This is a genomic window from Erythrobacter sp. NFXS35 (assembly GCF_040148725.1).
Lineage (GTDB): Bacteria > Pseudomonadota > Alphaproteobacteria > Sphingomonadales > Sphingomonadaceae > Erythrobacter.
Genome location: NZ_JAGDEB010000003.1, coordinates 412628 through 432663, shown reverse-complemented (window position 1 = coordinate 432663; position 20036 = coordinate 412628). Strand labels below are relative to the sequence as shown.

Sequence of the window (20036 nt, the reverse complement as noted above, 5' to 3'; positions counted from 1 at the left end):
TTGTCCTCGGTGCCAGTCCGATAGGTCACCATATACTCGTGCGCTCGACGATGCGGGCCGCAAAATACGCCGAGTTCGGAACTCATGCTGCCGATGTCAATTTTACACTTCTCGCTTCGACACCTTGATGCAGAATACGAATCCAAGTTATTCAGTTGGGGCGGCGGAGAGTATCCCATAGCCTATAACGAGGGGGCTGAGGTTGCGTATTGAACATTCGGCGCCGCCATTTTCATCCTTGATCGGCAATCAAGCCGCTAACAGGCTCCTGACACGATCTCCCTCTTGGGCAACATACGGATGGGCCGCTTTACTGACATCAGCCGCGATCGCACTCAGAGGCCTGCTCGAAATATTTGGTGAGGGTGTGGTTCCCTTTGCCCTCTTTTTCCCAGTCGTGCTTGTCTGCTCGCTGTTTGGGGGGATTGGCCCGGGCTTACTTTCTCTGGCGATTTCAATGATCGCTGTCGCCGTGTTCTGGCTGCCTCCTAGGGGGATATTCGGTCTGTCCGGGGCGGGGCTGGTCAATTTCGAAATTTTCGTTTTCACTAATGCGTCTATCTTCGCAGTGGCTCTGTTTCTGCGTTCGACCTTTCAGCGTCTGAGGCTCATTGAGCAACGCCTGCTCGCCACTTTTAATAGCGTGCCGGCCGCGATTGCCGCTGTAGATTGCAACGGTCAGGCACTTGTTGCCAACGAGCAATACCTCAGCCTTTTTCCAACCTATACTATACCCTCGCGCGACCCCGAGCGAGTTACCCGCTGGCGTGGCTGGCATGAAGATGGACGCCCGCTGCAGCCGGACGAGTTCCCTGGCTCCAGGGCACTACGCGGAGAAAGCGTCCTTCCAGGACAGGAAATGATTTTCACCGACGAAGATGGCGGGGAGGTCTGGACGCGGATCGCAACAGTGCCAACCCGCGCCCTGGAAGGCGAAGTGTCCGGCTTTGTTACTGTCATTACCGACATTAGCGAGAGCAAAGCGGTCGAGGCAGCGCTGCGTGAGAGCGAAAACCGGTTGCACACCCTTATTGATGGCATTCCGCAACTCGTTTGGCGGGCAGCCCCTCACGGCGGCTGGACCTGGGCGAGCTACCAATGGGGAACGCTCACAGGCGTTTCAGGGGAAGCGAGCTTCGGCGATGGCTGGCTCGAAGCATTACATCCCGAAGATCGCGCCGCCGCGAAGCAGGCCCAATCGTCGGCGTCAGAAAAGATGCAAATCGAATTCGAGTGCCGCATTCGCCATCGCGATACTGGCGAATATCGCTGGTTCAAATTCCGCGCGCAGCCGCTACTCGATGGAGGAGGCGAAATCCTCGAATGGCTCGGAACCTGCACCGACGTTCATGACCTGCGCGAACTACAGAATCGTCAAGCAGTGTTGGTGGGAGAACTCCAGCATCGCACCCGCAATCTCATCGGTGTAATCGGATCGATGTGCGAGATGACGGCGCGAAGCAGCAGCGATTATGCAGAATTTCGGTCGAAGTATCGCACCCGGCTTGATGCCTTGGCGCGGGTGCAGGGCTTGCTGTCCCGCCTTGAATCCGACGACCGCGTAGCTTTTGATGAACTGCTCAAGATGGAGCTGACTGCGCTGCAGGGCAACGAAACTGCCGGGAAGGTGAGTTTGTCTGGCCCGTGCGGCGTGCGTCTGAGATCATCAGCCGTGCAGACACTTGCCATGGCATTGCACGAACTCACCACCAACGCCCTCAAGTATGGCGCGCTTGGGCAAGACGGTGCGGCGCTGGCCATCAACTGGGCACTTGAACTAGGTCACGAGGATGACGAGCTGTGGCTGCAAATTGCCTGGACTGAAACTGGAGTCCAAATGTCCAGCGGTGAACTTGCCAAAGGGTCAGGACAGGGGCGTGCCCTAATTGAGAAGGCCTTGCCCTACCAACTTGGTGCCCGCACCGCCTACGAGTTCAAAAAAGATGGAGTAGACTGCACCATCTGGATCCCAATCTCGAAAGATCAGAGCGCTGTTGGCAGGCCCTAAGCTCAAAGAGGACGAAGCCTGACCGCTTTGTCTGCACAAAAGCCAGAATGATCCGGCACTCGTTGCATGGCAAACAGAACAGCTTTCGTCGGAGCCGAAGTTACCTCCGCACTCGTGCGAAAAGTCTATTTAGCTACGGCGGCTTTGCGGTCGCTTGCGAAATGGCTTGGGACGGGCGGAAAGCAGCCGTCCAATGAGGCAGCCAGCATCTGATGCTCTCGACCCAAACTCGAGCGTTCCCGATCGTCAGCGATAACGTCTGCTTCCGCCGAAAGCCGTCATGCGGCTCTCGGGTTTGAGCCCCGGACCCGCGGATGACCGCAAACGGGTCGATTCCAGATCGGCAACTTTTGTTCGGCGAGGCCAAAACGCGGACCATCCGCCTACGCAGTCGAATCTATTCAGCAGGCGGCCCGCCCCCGTTCTCCGCCGCCTCTTTTGCCGCACGTTCGGCGCGGGTTTTCTTCAGCATGCGGTCCATCTTGACCCATTGCCAAACGCCAATCCCGATCGCGATGCCATAGAAGAACACCAGTTCGATCCAGCCGAAATTGCCGCTGTTCATGGTGCCTCTCCTATCCCTGCCGCGCGAGGAATGCCGCGATCAGCCCGGCGGCCTGCGCGGGCGCTTCCTCGTGGGCAAGATGGCCGAGGCCGTGCTGCACTTCAAGCTGCGCCTGCGGCAGCCAGCCGCGCGCCTCCTGCGTCCAGGCGAGCGGGATGGCCGGATCCTTGTCGGAATGAACCAGCAGCACCGGATTGGCGACGCTGCCCATCCGCGTCCGCAGGCCGGGCAAGTCCCAGTTCGCCATCATGGCGAGCGCGCCGCCAGCATGGCCGGGATGCTTCAGCAGCGTGCGATAACAGGCGAGGCCCTCGGCATCGATGTGCGAATGGGTGGACCGCCACAGGAACTTCTTGGCCCCGCCGACAAGGTCGATGCTTCCGGCGAAGAACCGCGGCACCAGCGGGTTGATGAACAGCGCTTTCGCCACCGCCGGGAAGATCTGCGCGAACGGACCGGGGAAGGGTCGCAGCGCGGAGTTGAGGCCCACGATCGGCCCGGCATAGCCGTGGTCGAGCGCCAGTTGCAGCGCAATCGCCGCGCCTGCCGAATGGCCGATGATCGCGGCGGGTTCGACCGCCAGCACCTTCAGCAGTCCGGCAATCTCGCCCGCCATTGCAGGCAGGCTCATCGCGTAGGCATTGTGGCCGGTGGTGAAGGCATGGCGCGGCAGGTCGATGGCGATCACATCGTGGCTTTGCGCCAGCAGCGGCATCAGCCCGCGCCATGAATGGACCGAAGCGCCGGTGCCGTGGAGCAGCAGCAGCGGCGCTCCTGTTCGCCCACTATCCGGTCCCATCCGCTGCACATGCCAGCGCGCACGGCCTGCTTCGATGAATTGGCTAGCGTCGCGGTGCGGCCAGATCAGCCCTTCGCGGTTCCAGTCGAGCGTGCTCATGCCGCCAGCGCCGGTTGCACGGCGTTGATCGCGGCCTGCAGCATCCGCGCATCGGCGCGCGGCAGCGCGAGAAAGCGTCCGCCCAGCGCCTGCGCCAGTGCAGCGCCTTCAGGGCCGGGCCGCGCGGAGATATCCACCACCAGCGTATCGATCCCGCGCGCGTAAATCGCTTTCGCCGCGCTTTCTGCATCGGCCTTGGCCTGCGGCCGGCCGGGGGAGCCATCGGCAGCGATATTGGCGCGGCCATCGGTCAGGATGACGAGGCTTGCGCTGCGTCCGCGTGCGATTACCGCTTCGGCCACTTCGCGCGCGGCGTTGAGGCCCAGCGCCAGCGGCGTACCGCCGCCACCCGGCAGTTCGGACAGCGCCCGCCGGGCGCGGGTGAGCGAGCGGGTGGGAGGCAGCAGCAATTCGGCCTGCTCACCGCGAAAGGCGACCAGCGCGACTTCGGAACGGGTGACATAGGCCTGCGCCAGCATCAGTTCGACCGCGCCCTTGGCCTCGGCCAGCCGCGCCGCCGCTGCCGATCCGCTGGCATCGACCGCGAAGATCGTGACGCGGGCAGCGCGCTCCTCGAACCGGCGGATGCGCAGGTCTTCCTTGCGCATAAGGATAGGGGAGTCGGGATCGGCGCCGTGCTCCTTGCGGCGCACCTGCTGCCACGGCACGGCAGCGCGCAGGCTGTCGATCAGCGCCAGCTTGGCACCGCCGCGCGGCATTCCGGGGCGGGCGCCCAGTGGCTTGCCGCGCGTTGCCGCCTTGCGTTTCTGCCCGGTGCCGCTGCTGGATGAGCGGCGCGGTGCTTTGCCCTGCGCAAGGCTCGCAAGCAGATCGGCCGGGATCGCCGCCTTGGCCGCCTCGACGAGGATTTCGGACAGGTCCGGCTCCTGCTGCTGCCGGTCGGAATCCTCGGCTTTATCCTGCTCGCCGTCCGGGGGCGGGGGCGGGGGTTCCTGCTGCTCTTCAGGCGGTTGTTCAGCATCCTGCGGCGGCAGGCGGGTGGCGCGCGGGGCCAGCACCAGCCGCACCGCTCCCGACAGATCGGCGTCGTTCGCGCTCTCACGCCCGGCCAGCGCCGCCAGCCCCCGCGCCGCTTCGCCCGCAAAGATCAGCGCGCGCAAGCTGTCCACCCCCAGCATCGCTGCGGTCGCGGCGAGCGCTGTCATGGCGTCATCATCCAGCGGCGCGACAGCGGCGAGGGGGCGTGCCGCCGGGGCCAGTTCCACCCCCTGCCAGCGCCGCGAGGCCGATAGATCGCAGACGAAGGAGAGGCGTTCCATCAGGCTGGCAGGCGGGCCTTCATCCTGCTCGGCCGCATCGTCGAGCAGCACCAGCGCCGCGCCGCCTTCATCGAGCGCCTGTGCCAGCCGCCCGGCGATGGTGCTGTCCAGCCGTTCGGCCATCCCGGCGATCAGCGCGCCGCCCGATGCTTCCTCAATCAGCCCGCGCTGGCGCACCGGCTTGCCGGCGGAGAGGCTGGAGGCCAGATCGATCCCGCCCAGCAATCGCTCGTCATCGACATGGCCGGGCATCCGCCTGAGCGCCATCGCTTCGCCCAGCGCCGCCACCAGCGCATCGCGTGCAGGACTGCTCCCGCGCAGCACCATCCCGCCGAACAGCTTCGGCGCGAGCACGAACAGGCTGGCGGCGCGCACCGCGTCCCCCAACGGATCGGCTTGCCAATCGGCTTGCAGGTCGGCCTGCGGATCGGCGACTTCGGCTGCGTTCATCCGAACAATTCGCCGATCGCGCGGGTGATGCGCACGGTCGATCCGGTTTCGTCCAGCACATCGCGCCGCAGCCGGTGGCGCAAGGCCGACGGGGCAATCGCGATCAGATGCTTGCGGGTGACGGACTTCGCCCCGTCGAGCGCCGCCAGCGCGCGGGCGGCGCGCATCAGGGTGAGTTCCCCGCGCAAGCCATCCGCGCCCACCGCCATGCACAATTCGGCGGCATCGCGCAGCACATCCTCGCCGGTTTCCAGCTTGGTCAGGCGGGCCTTGCCGCGCGCGACCTTCTTGAGGATCTTCTCGTCCTCACCCGCCCAGCGCGCGGCGAAGCCGTCGGGATCGCGCTCGTTCTCCGCGACCAGCCGCATGATCGCAATCCGAACCTCGATGTCCTTGGGGCTGCGCACTTCCACCGAAAGCCCGAAGCGGTCGAGCAATTGCGGGCGCAATTCGCCTTCTTCGGGGTTGCCGCTGCCGATCAGCACGAATTTGGCCGGGTGGCGCACGGACAGGCCTTCGCGCTCAACCACGTTTTCGCCCGAGGCGGCGACATCCAGCAGCAGGTCGACGAGATGATCCTCGAGCAGGTTGATCTCGTCGATATACAGGAAGCCCCGGTGCGCCTTGGCCAGCAGGCCGGGTTCGAACGCCTTTTCGCCCGATCGCAGCGCGCGTTCCAGATCAAGGCTGCCGATCACGCGGTCCTCGGTAGCGCCCAGCGGCATGTCGACGAAGGGAACGGCGCGCTTCACCAGCTTGCCGGTGCCGCACACGTCCGGGTAGCGCGCCTGATCCTCTTTGGAAGCGCCATAGGGGCAGCCATCCGCCGCCATGATCGGCGGCAGCAGCCCGGCGAGCGCGCGCGCAGCGGTGGATTTGCCCGTCCCTCGGTCGCCGAACACCATAACGCCCCCGATGCTGGGATCGACCGCTGCAATCAGCAGCGCCTGCTTCATCTCGTCCTGACCGACGATCGCGGAAAAAGGAAAACGTGCCATATTGGCCGGTTCTAGCGCCCGAACGCAGCGGGACAAGGGTTAGATGGACAGGGGAGGCGTCAATCCACGTTTACAGTTGTGAGGGAGCCTTCAGCGCTTCGTCAGCCGGTTGAGCAGCAGCACCGGCAGCATCCCCGCCGCCAGCAGGATCAGCGCCGGGATCGCCGCTTCGACCAGCCTTTCGTCACTGGCAAGGCGATAGGTGCGGGTGGCCAGCGTTTCGAGATTGAACGGGCGCAGGATCAGCGTGGCGGGAAGTTCACGCACCGCATCGATGAACACCAGCGCGGCTGCGCCCAGCAGGCTGGGGGCGAGCAGCGGGGCATAGATCCGCGCCAACACCCGCCGCGGTCCGGCGCCAAGGCTGCGCGCCGCCGAATCGAGCGCCGGGGGAATGCGTGCCATCCCGCCGCTGACGCTGTTATAGGCCACCGTCAGGAACCGTACCGAGAGCGCATAGACCAGCACCGCGCTGGTGCCGGTCAGCAGCAGCCCTCCGCTCCAGCCCAGCGCATCGCGGGCGAAGCGCGTCAGGCTCTGGTCAAGCGCGCCGAGCGGGGCGAGCAGGCCGACCGCCAGCAGCGCGCCGGGCAGTGCATAGCCGAGCGTGCCCAGCCGGATCGCGCCCGCCGTGACCCGCGAGGTCGATCGTGCGCGGGCAAAGGCCAGCAGCAATGCGGCGACAAGGCACACGCCGCTGGCCGCCAGCCCCAGACGCAGGCTGCCCGCTGCGTAAGTGGCGAGATCGCCCGCCGCACCCTGCGCGACATCGCTCATCGCCATCATCGCCAGATACCCCGCCGGGATCACGAAGCCGAGCAGCACAGGCAGGAGGCAGGCGATGCAGGCCAGCGCCTTACCCAGCGGCGATAGCGCCACCAGCGGCTCGCTGGCACTGCGCCCCGCCAGCCCGTCACGGCTGTCGCTGCGGCCCTGCCGGGTGGCAGCTTCGAGCGCGACCAGCGCCACCACGAACACCAGCATCACCGCCGCCAGCTTGAGCGCCGCGGGCTTGTCCCCCATCGCCAGCCAGCTGCGGAAAATGCCGGTGGAGAATGTGGGGATGGCGAAATATTCGGCCACGCCGAAATCGGCCAGCACCTCCATCAGCACCAACGCCAGACCGCCCGCAATGGCGGGGCGTGCAGCGGGCAGGGCGACCTGCCGGAACGCGCGCGCCGGGGCCGCGCCAAGGCTGCGGGCGGCGCGGAACTGGGTGACGCTCTGCGTGGCAAAAGCAGTGCGGGCGAGCAGGTAGACGTAAGGATACAGCACCAGCCCCAGCACCAGCGCGCCGCCGCCCAAGGAACGGATATCGGGGAAGGCATAATCGCGCGGCCCCCAGCCAACAGCTTGGCGCAGCGCGCTCTGCACCGGGCCGGCAAAGTCCAGCATATCGGCATAGATATAGGCCGCGATATAGGCCGGCACCGCCAGCGGCAGCACCAGCGCCCAGCCGAGCACGCGGCGACCCGGAAACTCGCTCGCCGCCACCAGCCACGCGCAGCCGGTGCCGACCACGGCGGCAAATGTGCCCGCCAGCAGCATCAGCAGACCGGTGTTGAGCACATATCCGCCCAGCACCGTGCGCGCGAGATGTTCAATCGCGTCGAACCCGCCGCTGGTCGCGCCCACAAGGATCGCAGCGATCGGCAGGCCCGCCAGCGCGGCAATCGCCAGCGCGGCGACACTCCACCAGGCTCCCGACGCTGCGGGCGTGCTTGCCTCTGCCGGTGCAAATTGCCTAAGGCGGCTCACCGGCAACTCCCAAGGATCATGGGCGGGATCAATCGTTGAGCCTCGAATTTCGTCATATTGCCCATGCTTATGGTCAGGTCAGAGCGCTGGAGGACATCAGTTTCACCGCGCCGACGGGAGAGATCACGTGCCTGCTTGGCGCGTCGGGTTGCGGGAAGTCAACTCTGCTCGGATTGGCGGCGGGATTGCTGCGGGTGCAGCAGGGCAGCATCCTGATTGCGGGCGAGCCGCTGGCCGATGCCCGCCGCAGCCCGCCGCCCGAAGCGCGGCCCGTGGGGCTGGTGTTTCAGGATGGCGCGCTGTTTCCGCACATGACCATCGCAGCCAATATTGCGTTCGGCCTGCCGAAACAGCGCCGCAGCGAGGCCGAGGGCTGGCTGGCGCAGGTCGGGCTGGCGGGGCTGGGCGCACGCTATCCGCACGAGTTGTCGGGCGGTCAGCAACAGCGCGCCGCGCTGGCCCGCGCGATGGCACCGGGGCCGCAGGTGTTGCTGATGGACGAACCCTTCGCCAGCGTCGATATCGTGCTGCGCCGCCGCCTGCGCCGCGATTGCCGCATCCTGTTGCGCGAGCGGGGCGCGACCACGGTGCTGGTCACGCATGACCCGGCAGAGGCGCTCGACATAGCAGACCGGATCGCGGTGATGGAGGCGGGGCGGATCGTCCAGTTCGCCAGCCCCCAGGAACTGCACGATGCGCCCGCCAGCGCGGCGGTCGGCGCGATGTTCGGCGGCGCGCAGGTGGTGCCGGGGATGCGCGGGGAGGGCGGGCTTGTCACTCCGTTCGGGCTCTGGCCGATGGACGGCGCGCCGCCCGATGGCGCGGCATTCGATCTGCTGGTGCACGCCGATGCGCTTGAACTGGTGCCGGATGCCGATGGCTTGCGGGTGCGCGATTGCCACCTTCAGGGCAAGGGCGTGCGAGTGGTGCTGATGACTGCAGACGGAGCGGAGATCACCGCCGAGACAACCGCACCGGTCGATCCCGCGAAGCGGTACCGGGTCACTCCGCGTGCCGGCAACCTCAGGGTGTTCACGCGGAGTTAGGGCTTGCGCCGCGCCAAATAATATTGCAAGTCATTCGCAACTTTAAGCGAGAAAGCTCCAAGCATGAAGAAACTGATCCTCGGCCTGATTGCCTGCGCCAGTCTTGGCGTTCTCGTCGGCTGCTCCGAAGCTCCGGTGGATGACGCTCCGGCCGATGCAGGCGTGGTCAACCTCTATTCCTCGCGCCACTACGATACCGACCTGGCGCTGTACGAGGACTTCACGCAAGCGACCGGGATCAAGGTCAACCGGATCGAGGCCGATGCCGACGCACTGATTGAGCGGATCGAGTCCGAAGGCGAATTCAGCCCGGCCGATATCCTCATCACTGTCGATGCCGGGCGGTTGTGGCGGGCCGAGGAAGCGGGCGTGTTCGGCCCGGTCGATTCCGCCGTGCTGGCCGAACGCATCCCTGCCAACCTGCGCCATCCCGACGGGCTGTGGACCGGCCTTTCGACCCGCGCGCGGATCATCATCTACAACAAGGCCGCCGGAAAGCCCGAGGGGCTGGAAACCTACGCCGATCTCGCCGATCCGAAGTTCCGGGGCGATATCTGCATCCGTTCCTCGTCCAACATCTACAACATCTCGCTGCTCTCCAGCATCATCGCGCATAATGGCGCGGCGGAGGCCGAGGAGTGGGCCAAGGGCGTGGTCGCCAATTTCGCGCAGCCGCCGCAGGGCAACGACACCTCGCAGATCGAAGCGGTGGCTGCGGGCCAGTGCCGCATCTCGGTGGTCAACACCTATTACCTCGCACGCTATGCCGGGGGCGATGCCGACCAGCAGGCGATCTTCGACAATATCGGCGTGATCTTCCCCGATCAGGACGGGGTGGGAACCCACGTCAATGTCAGCGGCGCAGGCGTGGTCAAGAACGCCCCCAATCGCGAAAATGCAGTGAAGTTCCTTGAATATCTCACCTCGGAAAGCGCCCAGCGCTACTTCGCCGACGGCAATAACGAATATCCGGCAGCGCAAGGTCTGAAGGCCAATTCGGCGGTCGAGCAGTTGGGCAACTTCAAGCCCGATACGATCAACGCCGCAGAAATCGGGCGCAATCAGGCCGAGGCGGTGCGGATCTTCGATCGTGCTGGCTGGAACTGATTTGCGCCAACGGAATTGAGGCGCATCAAGGCCCGCTTTCAGGGCTTATCGCTAAACTGTCTTGAAGGGCGCGCACTTGTCGTCCATCTGCGCCCCCATTCCAGCCGCGTGTCCTTGCGGCGCTGACCTGTATTCGAGGCCCGTTTTGAACCAGCCCATCATCGACCGCGACCAGTTCACCGAAAGCGCGGCGCTCTCTGTCGAGACGATCACCTATGTCCACCACTGGTGTGAAGGGCTGTTCAGCTTCAAGATCACCCGTCCGCCGAGCTTTCGTTTCCGGTCGGGCGAATTCGTGATGATCGGCCTGCCCGGCGACAACGGCAAGCCGCTGCTGCGCGCCTATTCGGTCGCCTCGCCCAGTTATGACGAGGAACTGGAGTTCCTCTCGATCAAGGTGCAGGACGGCCCGCTGACGTCGCGCCTTCAGTACATCAATGTCGGCGATCCGATCTACCTCGGCAAGAAGCCGACCGGCACGCTGGTGACCGACGCGCTGCTGCCGGGCAAGCGGTTGTTCATGCTGTCGACCGGCACTGGGCTGGCGCCGTTCATGAGCCTGGTGCGCGATCCCGAGGTTTACCAGATGTTCGAGGAAGTGATCGTCGTCCACTCGGTGCGCAACGTGAACGAGTTGGCCTATCGCGAGCTGCTGGAAAGCAAGCTCGAAGGCGACCCGCTGCTCGAAGACGAAGACCGCGCCAAGATGATCTACGTGCCGACGGTTACCCGCGAACCGTTCCGCACGCAGGGCCGCATTCAGGCGCTGATCGACGACGGGCGGCTGTTCGAACAGTCCAATGGCCCGCAGCGTTTCGTGCCCGACGAGGACCGCGTGATGCTGTGTGGATCGATGGCGATGATCAAGGATCACGCGGCTGATCTGGAAGCGCGCGGCTTTGAAGAGGGCGCGAACAACAAGCCGGGGCAGTTTGTTATTGAGCGGGCGTTTGTGGGGTAAGCCCAAACCCCTCTATCCCGATGCCGCCTGCCCTTGCCTCCCTGCTGATCGAAAGCGCCGCAGCAAGGCCGGTTGACGATCACATCTGGTCCGTGCTTGCCCCCGGCGAGGTCGGCCAACGCTATGATGGCCGCGCTAGGGCCTATGATGCGCTGATTGGGAACAGGCTCTACAATGCGCTTGCGTGGGGCACGTCGCCCACTTCCTATGCCGCTTTCGCACGGGCTGCGGCACGGCACGGATCGGGCCCGCTGCTGGATGCTGGATGCGGCACGCTGGTTTCCACCGCTGCGGTTCATGCCGGATCGGGACGGCTCACGGTGCTCGTCGATCTCTCGCTCGATATGCTCGCTGCGGGCCGCGACCGCATCCGCGCCTTGACGGGCGGTGTGGCGGATCATCTCTGGTTCCTTCAGGCCGACCTCAACAATTTGCCGTTTCGCAAACAGGCTTTCGGTGCTGTTCTCAATCCCGGAATGCTGCACCTGTTTGCAGATTTCGAAACCGTGACCGCAGAGCTGGCGCGGGTGACTGCGCCAGAGGGCGCGATCTTTCTGAGCAGCCTCGTCGATGATCGCTGGCTGGGAGCACGATACCTCGCCTTGCTGCACAGGGCGGGCGAAGTGGCCGTGCCGCGGAGTTTTGCGCAACTCACCAGGCGGCTGAACGCGTCCGGTTCGGGCCTCGCGACGCCGGTCGATGCGCGGCGCGAGGGCAACATGGCGTTTGTGACGGCCCAACCGGCGGGCTGACGATCCCACCCCCACTTTCGCGCTTGACCCTTGCGGGCGCGCGGGCTTCTATCGTGGCAAATCAAAACCGTTTTTCCGGAGAGAACCGCCATGCTCGCAACATCCTATCGCACCGCCTATAATGAAGACCACGAGGCCTTCCGCGACACCGTGCGCAAGGTCTTTGCGGAAGCCCTGACCCCGCACATGGACGAGCACGAAGCGAACGGCATCGTCCCGCGCGATGTGTGGAAAAAGATGGGCGACGCCGGGATGCTGTGCATGACGGTGAAGGAGGAAAATGGCGGCCTCGGCCTCGATTTCGGCTTCAACTGCGTGCTGACCGAGGAACTGTCCTATCTCGGATCGTCCGCCGGCTTCACCCTCCAGAACGACATCACCGCCAATTATTTCGAGCGCCTCGGCAACCCCGAACAGCGCGCCAAGTACCTCCCCGGCATGGTCAGTGGCGACATCATCACCGCCATCGCCATGACCGAGCCCGGCGCAGGCTCCGACCTTCAGGGCATCCGCACCACCGCCAAGAAGGACGGCAACCACCTCGTCATCAACGGCTCGAAAACTTACATCACCAACGGCCAGAACGCCGACTGCGTGATCGTGGTCGCCAAGACCGATCCCGAGCTTGGCTCCAAGGGCATTTCGCTGGTGCTGGTCGACGCCGAAACGCCCGGTTTCGAACGCGGGCGCAATCTCGACAAGATCGGGCAACACGCCGCCGACACCTCCGAACTGTTCTTCAACGACTGCCGCGTGCCGATGACCAATATCCTCGGCGCGGAAGGGATGGGGTTTGTCCATCTGATGGAGGAGCTGCCGCAGGAACGCCTAGGCATTGCGGTCGGCGCGCAGGCAGCGGCGCAGCGGGCATTCGACGAGGCGGTGACATTCACCAAGGACCGCAAGGCCTTCGGCAAGACGGTGTTCGAATTCCAGAACACCAAGTTCGCGCTGGCGGACCTCAAGGCCAAGCTGCAAGTCGGCTGGGCGCATTTGGACTGGGCGATCCGCAAGCATCTGGCGGGCGAACTCACCACCGCCGAGGCGAGCGCCGCCAAGCTGTGGCACACCGATCTGCAATGGGAAATGTGCGACGCGTCGCTGCAACTCCACGGCGGGGCGGGCTACATGAACGAATATGCCATCGCCCGCCTGTGGCGCGATGCGCGCGTGACGCGGATTTTCGGCGGCACCAACGAGATCATGAAGGAAGTGATCTCGCGGAGTATTTGAGCATGACCGAGCCCCTCGACAATCCGCTCGACTTTGGCGGCAAACGCATCCTCGTCATCGGCGGATCGAGCGGGATCGGCAACGGCATCGCGCACGGCTTCCGGGGGCGGGGAGCGGCTGTCACTGTCACCGGAACGCGGCCCGATTCCGGCGATTACCTTGAGGCTGAGGACGCGGATTTCACCGGGCTGGATTACCGCCAACTTGACCTGACCGACCGCGATGCGGCCGGACGACTGGCGGCGGACTTCGGCGGAGTCGATGTGCTGGTGCTGTGCCAGGGCACTGTCCGATATGGAAAACAGGAGTTCACCCGCGAGGGCTGGGATGCGGTGGTCGACATCAACCTCAATTCGGTGATGGACGCCGCCCGCGCCTTCCACGCCGCATTGGCCGCAAGCAAGGGCGCGATCATCATCGTCTCCAGCGTTGCCGCCTTCAAGTCGACCCTCGGCACGCCCGCCTATGCGGCATCGAAGGCGGGCGCGGCGAGCCTCACCAAGACGCTCGGCGAGGCGTGGGCGCGCGACGGCATCCGGGTCAACGGCATCGCGCCGGGATTGGTGCCGACCAAGCTCACATCCGTGACCACCGACCACCCCGAACGGCGCGAAGCCAGCCTCAAGGCGATCCCGCTGCGCCGCCTCGGCACGCCCGAGGACATGGCCGGCGCGGCGCTGTTCCTCGCATCGCCGCTATCCGCCTATATCACCGGGCAGACGCTGGTGGTGGACGGGGGGCTGACCCTGTCCTGAGCGGCCGCTACTTATTGCTGCAATCCCGTCACGAACGCGTCACACACCTGCGCCAACTCCGCTTATGACAACAGCGCGGGGCACGCATGGACGTCGTCAATATCTTCCTGACCAGCGAGCTTGGCGAAAGCCTGGATGATTTCGTCCACGATCAGCGGCGATTCACGTTCGACCGGCTCGGGGCGGAAGGCCCGCGGCGCTTGGTCGAGGGGCCGATGTGGGCGTTTGTCGACTGGGTGATGGACGATCTGGCGGGGTTGGAAATGTGCCGCCGCCTGCGCGCCGATCCCCGCACCGCCGATGCCCATGTGACGATGGTGCTGGAGGAAAACGACCCCGAGGATCGCCGCCGCGCCTTGCGGGCCGGGGCGGATGATTACGTGGTCGGCCCGCTGACGCGCACTGCGGTGCTCGACCGGGTGCTCGCACTGCAATCGCGCGGAGTCGAGCGCCACGCCACCAGCCGGTTCGAAGCGGGCGCGCTGTGCATCGACATGGCCGCGCTTCAGGCGCGCTGGAACGGCGAGCCGATCACGCTGCGGCCTAACGAATTCCGGCTGCTGCGGTTCTTCGCCGAAAACCCCAACCAGGTGCTGACGCGCGAGGATCTGATCGGCGGGTTGGGCAAGCGCGAGCCCCCGATCGACGAACGGACCGTGGACGTGTGGATCGGGCGTCTGCGCCGCGCCCTCAAAAGCGCAGGCGGCGGCAATCCGCTGCGTACTGTGAGATCAATGGGCTACGTCTTCGATCTGAATTGAGGGTGGGGGGTGGTATAACCCTCTGACCGACAACTCTAGATGATTGCGCGAGAACGGGATTATAGGGTCCGTAAGCGCGACTGCGCGCCCGCAGCGACGCGGCCTTCAGGCCGCATGAGCGAGGAAGGCGCGGCCCGGAAGGGCCGCGCCATCACTCAAAAATTCGCCTTGAGCCCGAAGCTGACGGCGGTGCCGACGTCGAAGGTGTTGATTTCGATCCGGTTGCCGTTGAGTTCCTGGAACTCGAAATTGTCGCGCCCGAAGATGTTGCGCACTTCGAAGCTCAGTTCCAGCGGCATTCCGCCCAGCTTGAGTTCCGACCGCGCCACGAAATCGACTGTCAGGCCGGGATCCTCCACCACGTCGGGCAACAACCCGCCGCGCAGCGTCACTCGCTCGCTCGCATAGTTGATGAGGAAGGTGAACTGCTGCACCTTCTCGGTATCTTCCAGACCCAGCGAAAGGTTCGCGACGTGGTCGGACTGGCCCACCAGCGGCGCCCCTTGATCGAAAAGGTTAGCAGCGTTCTGGTTGGGATTGCCCGGAACCGGAGCGATGTCGCCATCAGCCACGGAAATGCTCGATTGGGTGTAGGTGTAGTTGGCGAGGACCAGAATCTGCTTGGTTTCGAAGAAGCTGCCGCCGAAATCATACAGGTCGATGCCGTATGCCAGATCGAGTTCCGCACCGTAAAGTTCGGCCGACGGAGCGTTGGCGAAGCTGGTGAGGATTTGGCCAGAAGCGTTGATCAGGTAGTTTTCGATCGGGTTGTCGATTTCCTTGTAGAAGCCCGCCAGGCTGACCTTGTTGCGCCCGCCGAGATAATATTCGGCGCGGCCTTCAAGGTTGATCAGTTCGCTGTCCTGCAGGAACGGATTGCCGCGGAAGCGGCGGTTCGATTCCGGATCGAAGTAGACCTGCTCGACCAATTCGCGGAACTGCGGGCGGCCGATCGTCTGCGAAGCCGACAGCCGCAGCTGCAGGTTGTCGATCGCTTCCCACGTGATGGTGGCGCTGGGCAGGAAGTAATCGTTTTCGATGTTGGTGGCATTCAGAATGGTGCCGGGAGCAACGCCGATCGTCGGATCGGGCGTGGTGGTCTGCACACCATCTTCGTAGCGCACACCTGCCTCGATCGTCAGCGTGTCGAGCGGAAGCCAACGCACCAGTCCGTAGCCGGCATGTACCGTAAGCTCGGCATCGACGATCGGGATCGGCGCGCCTTCCGTCAGCTCGACATCGAACCCGGCGAGGGTTGCGGCATTGATGATGTCGCCCGGACGGCGCAGGCCCAGCGCGATTGCTGCAAGTTCATCGAGCGATCCCAGATCGGGGTTACTCGTGTCGGGCTGGATGAAGGGGCGGAACTCGCGGCTGAGCGAGCGGCGCGTGGTTTCCGTAAACGCATAACCGCCGGTGACGGAGATCGCATCCGTCAGTTCATAGGACAGGTCGATCCCGGCGGAATAGTTCTCTTCCTTGAGATCGTCGAACGAGACTGTCGTGATCCCGGCGTCCGAAAGCTGGTTGAAATAGGCGACGTAACTTTCGCCGAAAGGGCTGCCCGGCAAGTTGGTGCGGGTATAGCTGACGGTGGTGTCGAATGGGGCCTCGCGGTCGGTGCGGGCGTAACCGCCGCGCAGATCGAGATCGAAGGCGCCGAAATCGAACTCGCCCACCAGCTGCGTGTCCATCAGTTGGCGTTCGTACCAGGCAGTCTGCTGGTTGATGAAGTCGAAACCGGTGGCGCCGGGGAACGGATCGAACGCCTCTTCGAGCCGCGCGGTCTTGAGCGTGTCGCGGATATAGAGGTTGGTCCAGCGGATGGTGTGTTCGTCGAAGTCGAGACCGATGCCGATCAGCCCGTTCACCAGCGTGTTCTCGTCGGTGATGAAGGTGGTGCTGTCGAAGAACAGCTGCGACAGATCCCCGCTGCCCTGCTGGCTGATGACGCTGCGGTTGCGCAGTTCATTGCTGATCGACGCGGTGGCGATCAGGCCGAGATAGGTGCCGTCGCCCAGTTCGAAGGAGGCGCCCCCGGCAATCGAGCCGGAGAAGTTGGGACGCAGCGAATTGTCTTTCTGCAGCGTCACCAGGTTGAGCGGCATGAGCTGGCCGGCGATGGCTTCCTGCAAGGCCGGATCGGCCTCGTTTGCGCGCAGGCCGCTGTTGAACAGGGTTTGCAGGTTCGACGGAACATCGCGGTTGCCGTTGTCGAAGCCGAGCGAGTCCCAATCAGAACCGAAATAGGTGAGACCGTTCTCGAAGGTGGTTTCGGTATCCCCGCCGCCGCTGATGCTGATCGTAAGAAAATCCTCGGTCGGGATCGCCTTGGTGGTGAGATTGATCACGCCGCCACCGAATTCGCCCGGATAATTGGCCGAATAGGTTTTCTGCACGAGGCTGGAAGCGATAACGTTGGTGGGGAAGATATCGAGCGGCACGACCCGGCTTAGCGGCTCAGGGCTGGGGAGGGGCAGACCGTTGAGCAGCGCGAGCGAATAGCGATCGCCCAAGCCGCGCACGAACACGCGCCCGTCGCCCACCACCGAAAGCCCGGAAACCCGCCCGAGTGCTCCGGCGATGTCGCTTTCCCCGGTCCGCGCAATATCCTCTTCGGTAAGAACATTGAGCACCTGGGTCGAATTACGCTCGGGGTCGCGGTTGCGCCGCCCTGTTACGATGATCCCGCCGCCCGGCACCGAGATTTCCGGCTGCTGCATCTCTTCTTCGGGATCAACGCCATCGACATCCTCGGTCAGCTGGTCCTCGGCCGGCTGTGTTGCCTCGGCCGCCTGCGCTTGCAGGACCGAAGGGAACGTGAGCGATGTGGTGATGAGCAGCAGCCCTGCCAGGCGCGTGCCGGTCGACATGATGTTAGACCCCCTCATGAATAGGCCTTTGAATTTGTACCCTGCCCGTGGCGGGCGGGCTGGAAAAGGAACAGGGAGGCGCACGCAAGTCGCGGCGCCTCCCTCAATCCGAAAGGCGCGATCAGTTGTAGACCGGCAGCGAGGTGCAGGCACCCGTGGCGCTGTTGAAGTTCTGGATCGACGAGTTGCAGGTCCAGTTCCCGAAATTCGTCGCCAGATCGCTTTCGACTGCACCGATGTAGCCGAGGTCCGTGAAGAAGCTCGAACGACCGGTCGCATCGAACGCGGTCACGCCGTTCTCGTTCGCACCGTTCACCACCAGATTGCTCAGTGTGATGGTGAAGGCCAGGTTGTTGTTGGTGCCGGCATCGACAACTGCCTGAACCTGAGCATCGGTCACGCCGTCACTTCCGCGTACCGGGCGGGTGCCGCCATCGCAAACCACCGAATCCACGCCGATCAAGGCATTGAGCGTGATGACTTCATCGATGCGGATGCAGTTATCGGCATCGCTGTCGATGTCGATGACGCCGTTGGTCAGGCCGAGCGCCGCGCCGCCGCGGGCACGAACGACCTGCGCCGAAGAACTCGAACGCTGGACGAACGTGAAGTTGTTCACCTGCAGACGGGTCTGCGGGATCGCATTGCCGGGGGTGCCGTCGCCTGGATCGTCCGGCGAATCGAGTTCGATCACGCTGTCCCCGGTATTGGCGCGCTGCACCACCAGAACATTTTCGAGATTGGCCTGCGCGCCGGTGTCGACATCGAGCGAGTCGTCCGAAGCGCCGATCACGGCGAGATTGCGCATGTTGACCGAGCCACCGAAGAACTCGACACCGTCATCCGAGCTGTTGAACGAGAACAGGTTGTTGATGGTGGTGCCCGAGCCGGTGCCGCCGGTGGTCAGCGACTGCAGTTCGTTGGACTGCTGCAGTTCGAAGCCCGAGTAGCGGATCTGGTTAAAGGTGAACGAGCCCGACGAATCGGCGTCATCGGTGCCGCCGAACGGGGTCGCGACCGTGGTGCCTTCCAGCTGCTGTTCGCACTGCGGGTTGGCATTGGGGTTTGCGACGGTGTTGAAGACCAGATCCTGGCAGTCCGAAACCGGCGCACGGCCGAGCAGCACAACGCCGCCCCACTGGGCCTGACTGGTGTCGAAGGACAGGCCGAGAACGTTGTCGCGGCTGGTCCAGACGATCGGGCGATCGGCGGTGCCGTTGGCCTGAATGGCGTTGCCGCGGTTGACGACGAAGAAGCTTTCGCCTGCGCCGTAGAGAATTACGCCCGGCTCAACCGTCAGCGTCACTTCGGTGCCGGTGCTGTTGAAGCCTTCGTCGACGCCCACGTTCACGCGGCCCTGGATTTCGTAAAGCAGGCCCGAAATGAACGGCAGGGTATCGTTGGCGGTGAACGTCGTCGGCAGGCGGCAGATCCGGTAAGTACCGGTCGGCGTGGCGGTGGTTGTGCCGGCGTCGGTCAGGCCGCCCGGAGTGTTGATGGTCGGACAACCGGCCGCCGGCGTGACCAGCGACTGAGTCGGGGTCGGCGTGGGCGTGGGCGTAGGCGTCGGTGCCGGGTTGTTGATGATGATGTCGCCGCTGGTGCCGGGCGAGACGATTTCGTCCGCGCCGCAGCCAGCCAGAGCGACCAGGCTGCAACCCAGGACGAGAGTGCGTTGAATGTTTTTCACAGCGAGCGGTCCCCTCAAAAACCGAGAATCAGACAAAAGCGCGAATACCGAGATTCGAATGCGCGTCGCTTCGCTAGGGGGGCTGCGTGACAGAATTCTTGCAGCATGACAGTCCGGAGGCATTTACGTCATTATGACTGAAGAAAGACAAATATGACTAGATTGGCGTGTGCGTGATTGACGAATGCTACAGAGGGAAAACACGGAAATACAATGGTCTGAGGCAGTAAATTACAGGAAAAAGACATTATTACGGTTTTGTTGCATTCCCGCGAAAGCTGAGTCACTATGCTCCCAGAACTGGAAGAGGAGCCCAGCCCATGTCCGTCACCGCTTTCGCGATCGCCTTGTTTGTCGCCACGCCGCTTGCCGATGCACCCGAGGCGCAGCTTCAGTCCGCCACATCCGGCGGCGATCTTGCCGCGCAGACGCTTGCAGCCGGACGCGAGGATGAGGCGCTGGCCGTGCTTCAGCGCGCCAGTGCGGCCGATCCGCATGATCCGGCCGTGCTGATCAATCTTGGCATCGCCTATGCCCACAAGGGCGACGATGCCAAGGCGCGCGCCGCATTCGAGGCGGCGCTGACCTGCCACGAGGTCGTCGAACTCGATACCGCCGACGGCACAGCTACGGATTCGCGCCGGCTGGCTCGAAAAGCGATCAGGATGCTGGAGCGCGGCGATTTCCGGGCCGAGCCTGCGCGCGGCGAACAACTGACTTATAACAACAAGTAACAGGCGGCGGCCACAGGCCCGCCAACCCAGCCGCTGCGGGCGGGCTGCCAGAGGTGCGGCCCGCCCGTTTTGCTGCCCGCCGCCAGCTGCGGGTGAGGGGTAGAAACCCCTGCACGCGCGAGACTGTCACCTGCCTGTCATTTAGGATAGACAAAGGGGGACATTCT

General features: G+C 64.3%; 16 protein-coding genes. 9 read left to right on the top strand and 7 right to left on the bottom strand.

Annotated features, from left to right (window positions below):
* Positions 1 to 202 precede the first annotated feature (202 nt).
* Positions 203 to 2008 carry a PAS domain S-box protein gene (locus J3454_RS13600; protein ID WP_349514302.1) on the top strand — a complete coding sequence of 602 codons (1806 nt, stop codon included), beginning with the start codon at positions 203 to 205 and terminating at the stop codon, positions 2006 to 2008.
* 397 nt (positions 2009 to 2405) lie between these two features.
* Here J3454_RS13600 and J3454_RS13595 read toward each other — a convergent pair whose 3' ends face one another.
* The 5 genes from J3454_RS13595 to J3454_RS13575 all read right to left on the bottom strand — a co-directional run bounded on the left by J3454_RS13595 (position 2406) and on the right by J3454_RS13575 (position 7957).
* Entirely contained in the window at positions 2406 to 2573 is a 168-nt protein-coding gene (locus tag J3454_RS13595; RefSeq protein ID WP_349514301.1) for a hypothetical protein, read from the bottom strand.
* Between the two features lie 10 nt (positions 2574 to 2583).
* The gene (bchO, locus tag J3454_RS13590; RefSeq protein ID WP_349514300.1) at positions 2584 to 3471 is read right to left on the bottom strand and encodes an alpha/beta fold hydrolase BchO; all 888 of its coding nucleotides are present in this window, start codon (positions 3469 to 3471) and stop codon (positions 2584 to 2586) included.
* Positions 3468 to 5201 carry a magnesium chelatase subunit D gene (locus J3454_RS13585; protein ID WP_349514299.1) on the bottom strand — a complete coding sequence of 578 codons (1734 nt, stop codon included), beginning with the start codon at positions 5199 to 5201 and terminating at the stop codon, positions 3468 to 3470. Before J3454_RS13585 ends, bchO begins: the two co-directional genes overlap by 4 nt.
* Positions 5198 to 6199, bottom strand: a complete 1002-nt coding sequence (gene bchI / locus J3454_RS13580) for a magnesium chelatase ATPase subunit I (RefSeq protein ID WP_349514298.1) — start codon at positions 6197 to 6199, stop codon at positions 5198 to 5200. The genes J3454_RS13585 and bchI overlap by 4 nt, the downstream gene beginning before the upstream one ends.
* Positions 6200 to 6289: 90 nt before the next feature.
* On the bottom strand, positions 6290 to 7957 hold the full coding sequence (locus tag J3454_RS13575) for an ABC transporter permease (protein WP_349514297.1): 1668 nt from the start codon (positions 7955 to 7957) through the stop codon (positions 6290 to 6292).
* 35 nt (positions 7958 to 7992) lie between these two features.
* Here J3454_RS13575 and J3454_RS13570 point away from each other — a divergent pair, with 35 nt between their 5' ends.
* From J3454_RS13570 to J3454_RS13540, 7 genes are all read left to right on the top strand, one after another.
* Entirely contained in the window at positions 7993 to 9003 is a 1011-nt protein-coding gene (locus J3454_RS13570) for an ABC transporter ATP-binding protein (protein ID WP_349514296.1), read from the top strand.
* Positions 9004 to 9066: 63 nt separating this feature from the next.
* Entirely contained in the window at positions 9067 to 10110 is a 1044-nt protein-coding gene (locus tag J3454_RS13565) for a Fe(3+) ABC transporter substrate-binding protein (RefSeq protein ID WP_349514295.1), read from the top strand.
* A 145-nt stretch (positions 10111 to 10255) separates the two neighbouring features.
* Positions 10256 to 11071: a ferredoxin--NADP reductase gene (locus J3454_RS13560; RefSeq protein ID WP_349514294.1), complete on the top strand. Its 816-nt coding sequence runs from the start codon at positions 10256 to 10258 to the stop codon at positions 11069 to 11071.
* Positions 11072 to 11091: 20 nt separating this feature from the next.
* Positions 11092 to 11823 carry a class I SAM-dependent methyltransferase gene (locus J3454_RS13555; RefSeq protein WP_349514293.1) on the top strand — a complete coding sequence of 244 codons (732 nt, stop codon included), beginning with the start codon at positions 11092 to 11094 and terminating at the stop codon, positions 11821 to 11823.
* Between the two features lie 90 nt (positions 11824 to 11913).
* Positions 11914 to 13056 (top strand): acyl-CoA dehydrogenase family protein, encoded by a 1143-nt coding sequence (locus tag J3454_RS13550; RefSeq protein WP_349514292.1) that lies wholly within the window; start codon positions 11914 to 11916, stop codon positions 13054 to 13056.
* A 2-nt stretch (positions 13057 to 13058) separates the two neighbouring features.
* The gene (locus J3454_RS13545) at positions 13059 to 13811 is read left to right on the top strand and encodes an SDR family NAD(P)-dependent oxidoreductase (protein WP_349514291.1); all 753 of its coding nucleotides are present in this window, start codon (positions 13059 to 13061) and stop codon (positions 13809 to 13811) included.
* Between the two features lie 86 nt (positions 13812 to 13897).
* On the top strand, positions 13898 to 14572 hold the full coding sequence (locus tag J3454_RS13540; protein ID WP_349514290.1) for a response regulator transcription factor: 675 nt from the start codon (positions 13898 to 13900) through the stop codon (positions 14570 to 14572).
* 155 nt (positions 14573 to 14727) lie between these two features.
* On the opposite strand, the gene J3454_RS13535 is transcribed toward J3454_RS13540, so the two are convergent.
* Together J3454_RS13535 and J3454_RS13530 are read right to left on the bottom strand one after the other, a co-directional pair.
* On the bottom strand, positions 14728 to 17463 hold the full coding sequence (locus tag J3454_RS13535; protein WP_349514289.1) for a TonB-dependent receptor domain-containing protein: 2736 nt from the start codon (positions 17461 to 17463) through the stop codon (positions 14728 to 14730).
* A gap of 103 nt (positions 17464 to 17566) precedes the next feature.
* Positions 17567 to 19135, bottom strand: coding sequence for a beta-helix domain-containing protein (locus J3454_RS13530; RefSeq protein ID WP_349514288.1), 1569 nt, complete (start codon positions 19133 to 19135; stop codon positions 17567 to 17569).
* Between the two features lie 320 nt (positions 19136 to 19455).
* Here J3454_RS13530 and J3454_RS13525 point away from each other — a divergent pair, with 320 nt between their 5' ends.
* Positions 19456 to 19869: a tetratricopeptide repeat protein gene (locus J3454_RS13525; protein WP_349514287.1), complete on the top strand. Its 414-nt coding sequence runs from the start codon at positions 19456 to 19458 to the stop codon at positions 19867 to 19869.
* The last annotated feature ends 167 nt before the right edge of the window (positions 19870 to 20036 follow it).

What these genes read in the sequence shown, in the direction of transcription:
- J3454_RS13595 (WP_349514301.1), bottom strand. Translation starts at nt 2,573, where the DNA reads ATGAACAGCGGCAATTTCGGCTGGATCGAACTGGTGTTCTTCTATGGC.
- bchO (WP_349514300.1), bottom strand. Translation starts at nt 3,471, where the DNA reads ATGAGCACGCTCGACTGGAACCGCGAAGGGCTGATCTGGCCGCACCGC.
- J3454_RS13585 (WP_349514299.1), bottom strand. Translation starts at nt 5,201, where the DNA reads ATGAACGCAGCCGAAGTCGCCGATCCGCAGGCCGACCTGCAAGCCGAT.
- bchI (WP_349514298.1), bottom strand. Translation starts at nt 6,199, where the DNA reads ATGGCACGTTTTCCTTTTTCCGCGATCGTCGGTCAGGACGAGATGAAG.
- J3454_RS13565 (WP_349514295.1), top strand. Translation starts at nt 9,067, where the DNA reads ATGAAGAAACTGATCCTCGGCCTGATTGCCTGCGCCAGTCTTGGCGTT.
- J3454_RS13555 (WP_349514293.1), top strand. Translation starts at nt 11,092, where the DNA reads ATGCCGCCTGCCCTTGCCTCCCTGCTGATCGAAAGCGCCGCAGCAAGG.
- J3454_RS13550 (WP_349514292.1), top strand. Translation starts at nt 11,914, where the DNA reads ATGCTCGCAACATCCTATCGCACCGCCTATAATGAAGACCACGAGGCC.
- J3454_RS13545 (WP_349514291.1), top strand. Translation starts at nt 13,059, where the DNA reads ATGACCGAGCCCCTCGACAATCCGCTCGACTTTGGCGGCAAACGCATC.
- J3454_RS13540 (WP_349514290.1), top strand. Translation starts at nt 13,898, where the DNA reads ATGGACGTCGTCAATATCTTCCTGACCAGCGAGCTTGGCGAAAGCCTG.
- J3454_RS13535 (WP_349514289.1), bottom strand. Translation starts at nt 17,463, where the DNA reads ATGAGGGGGTCTAACATCATGTCGACCGGCACGCGCCTGGCAGGGCTG.
- J3454_RS13525 (WP_349514287.1), top strand. Translation starts at nt 19,456, where the DNA reads ATGTCCGTCACCGCTTTCGCGATCGCCTTGTTTGTCGCCACGCCGCTT.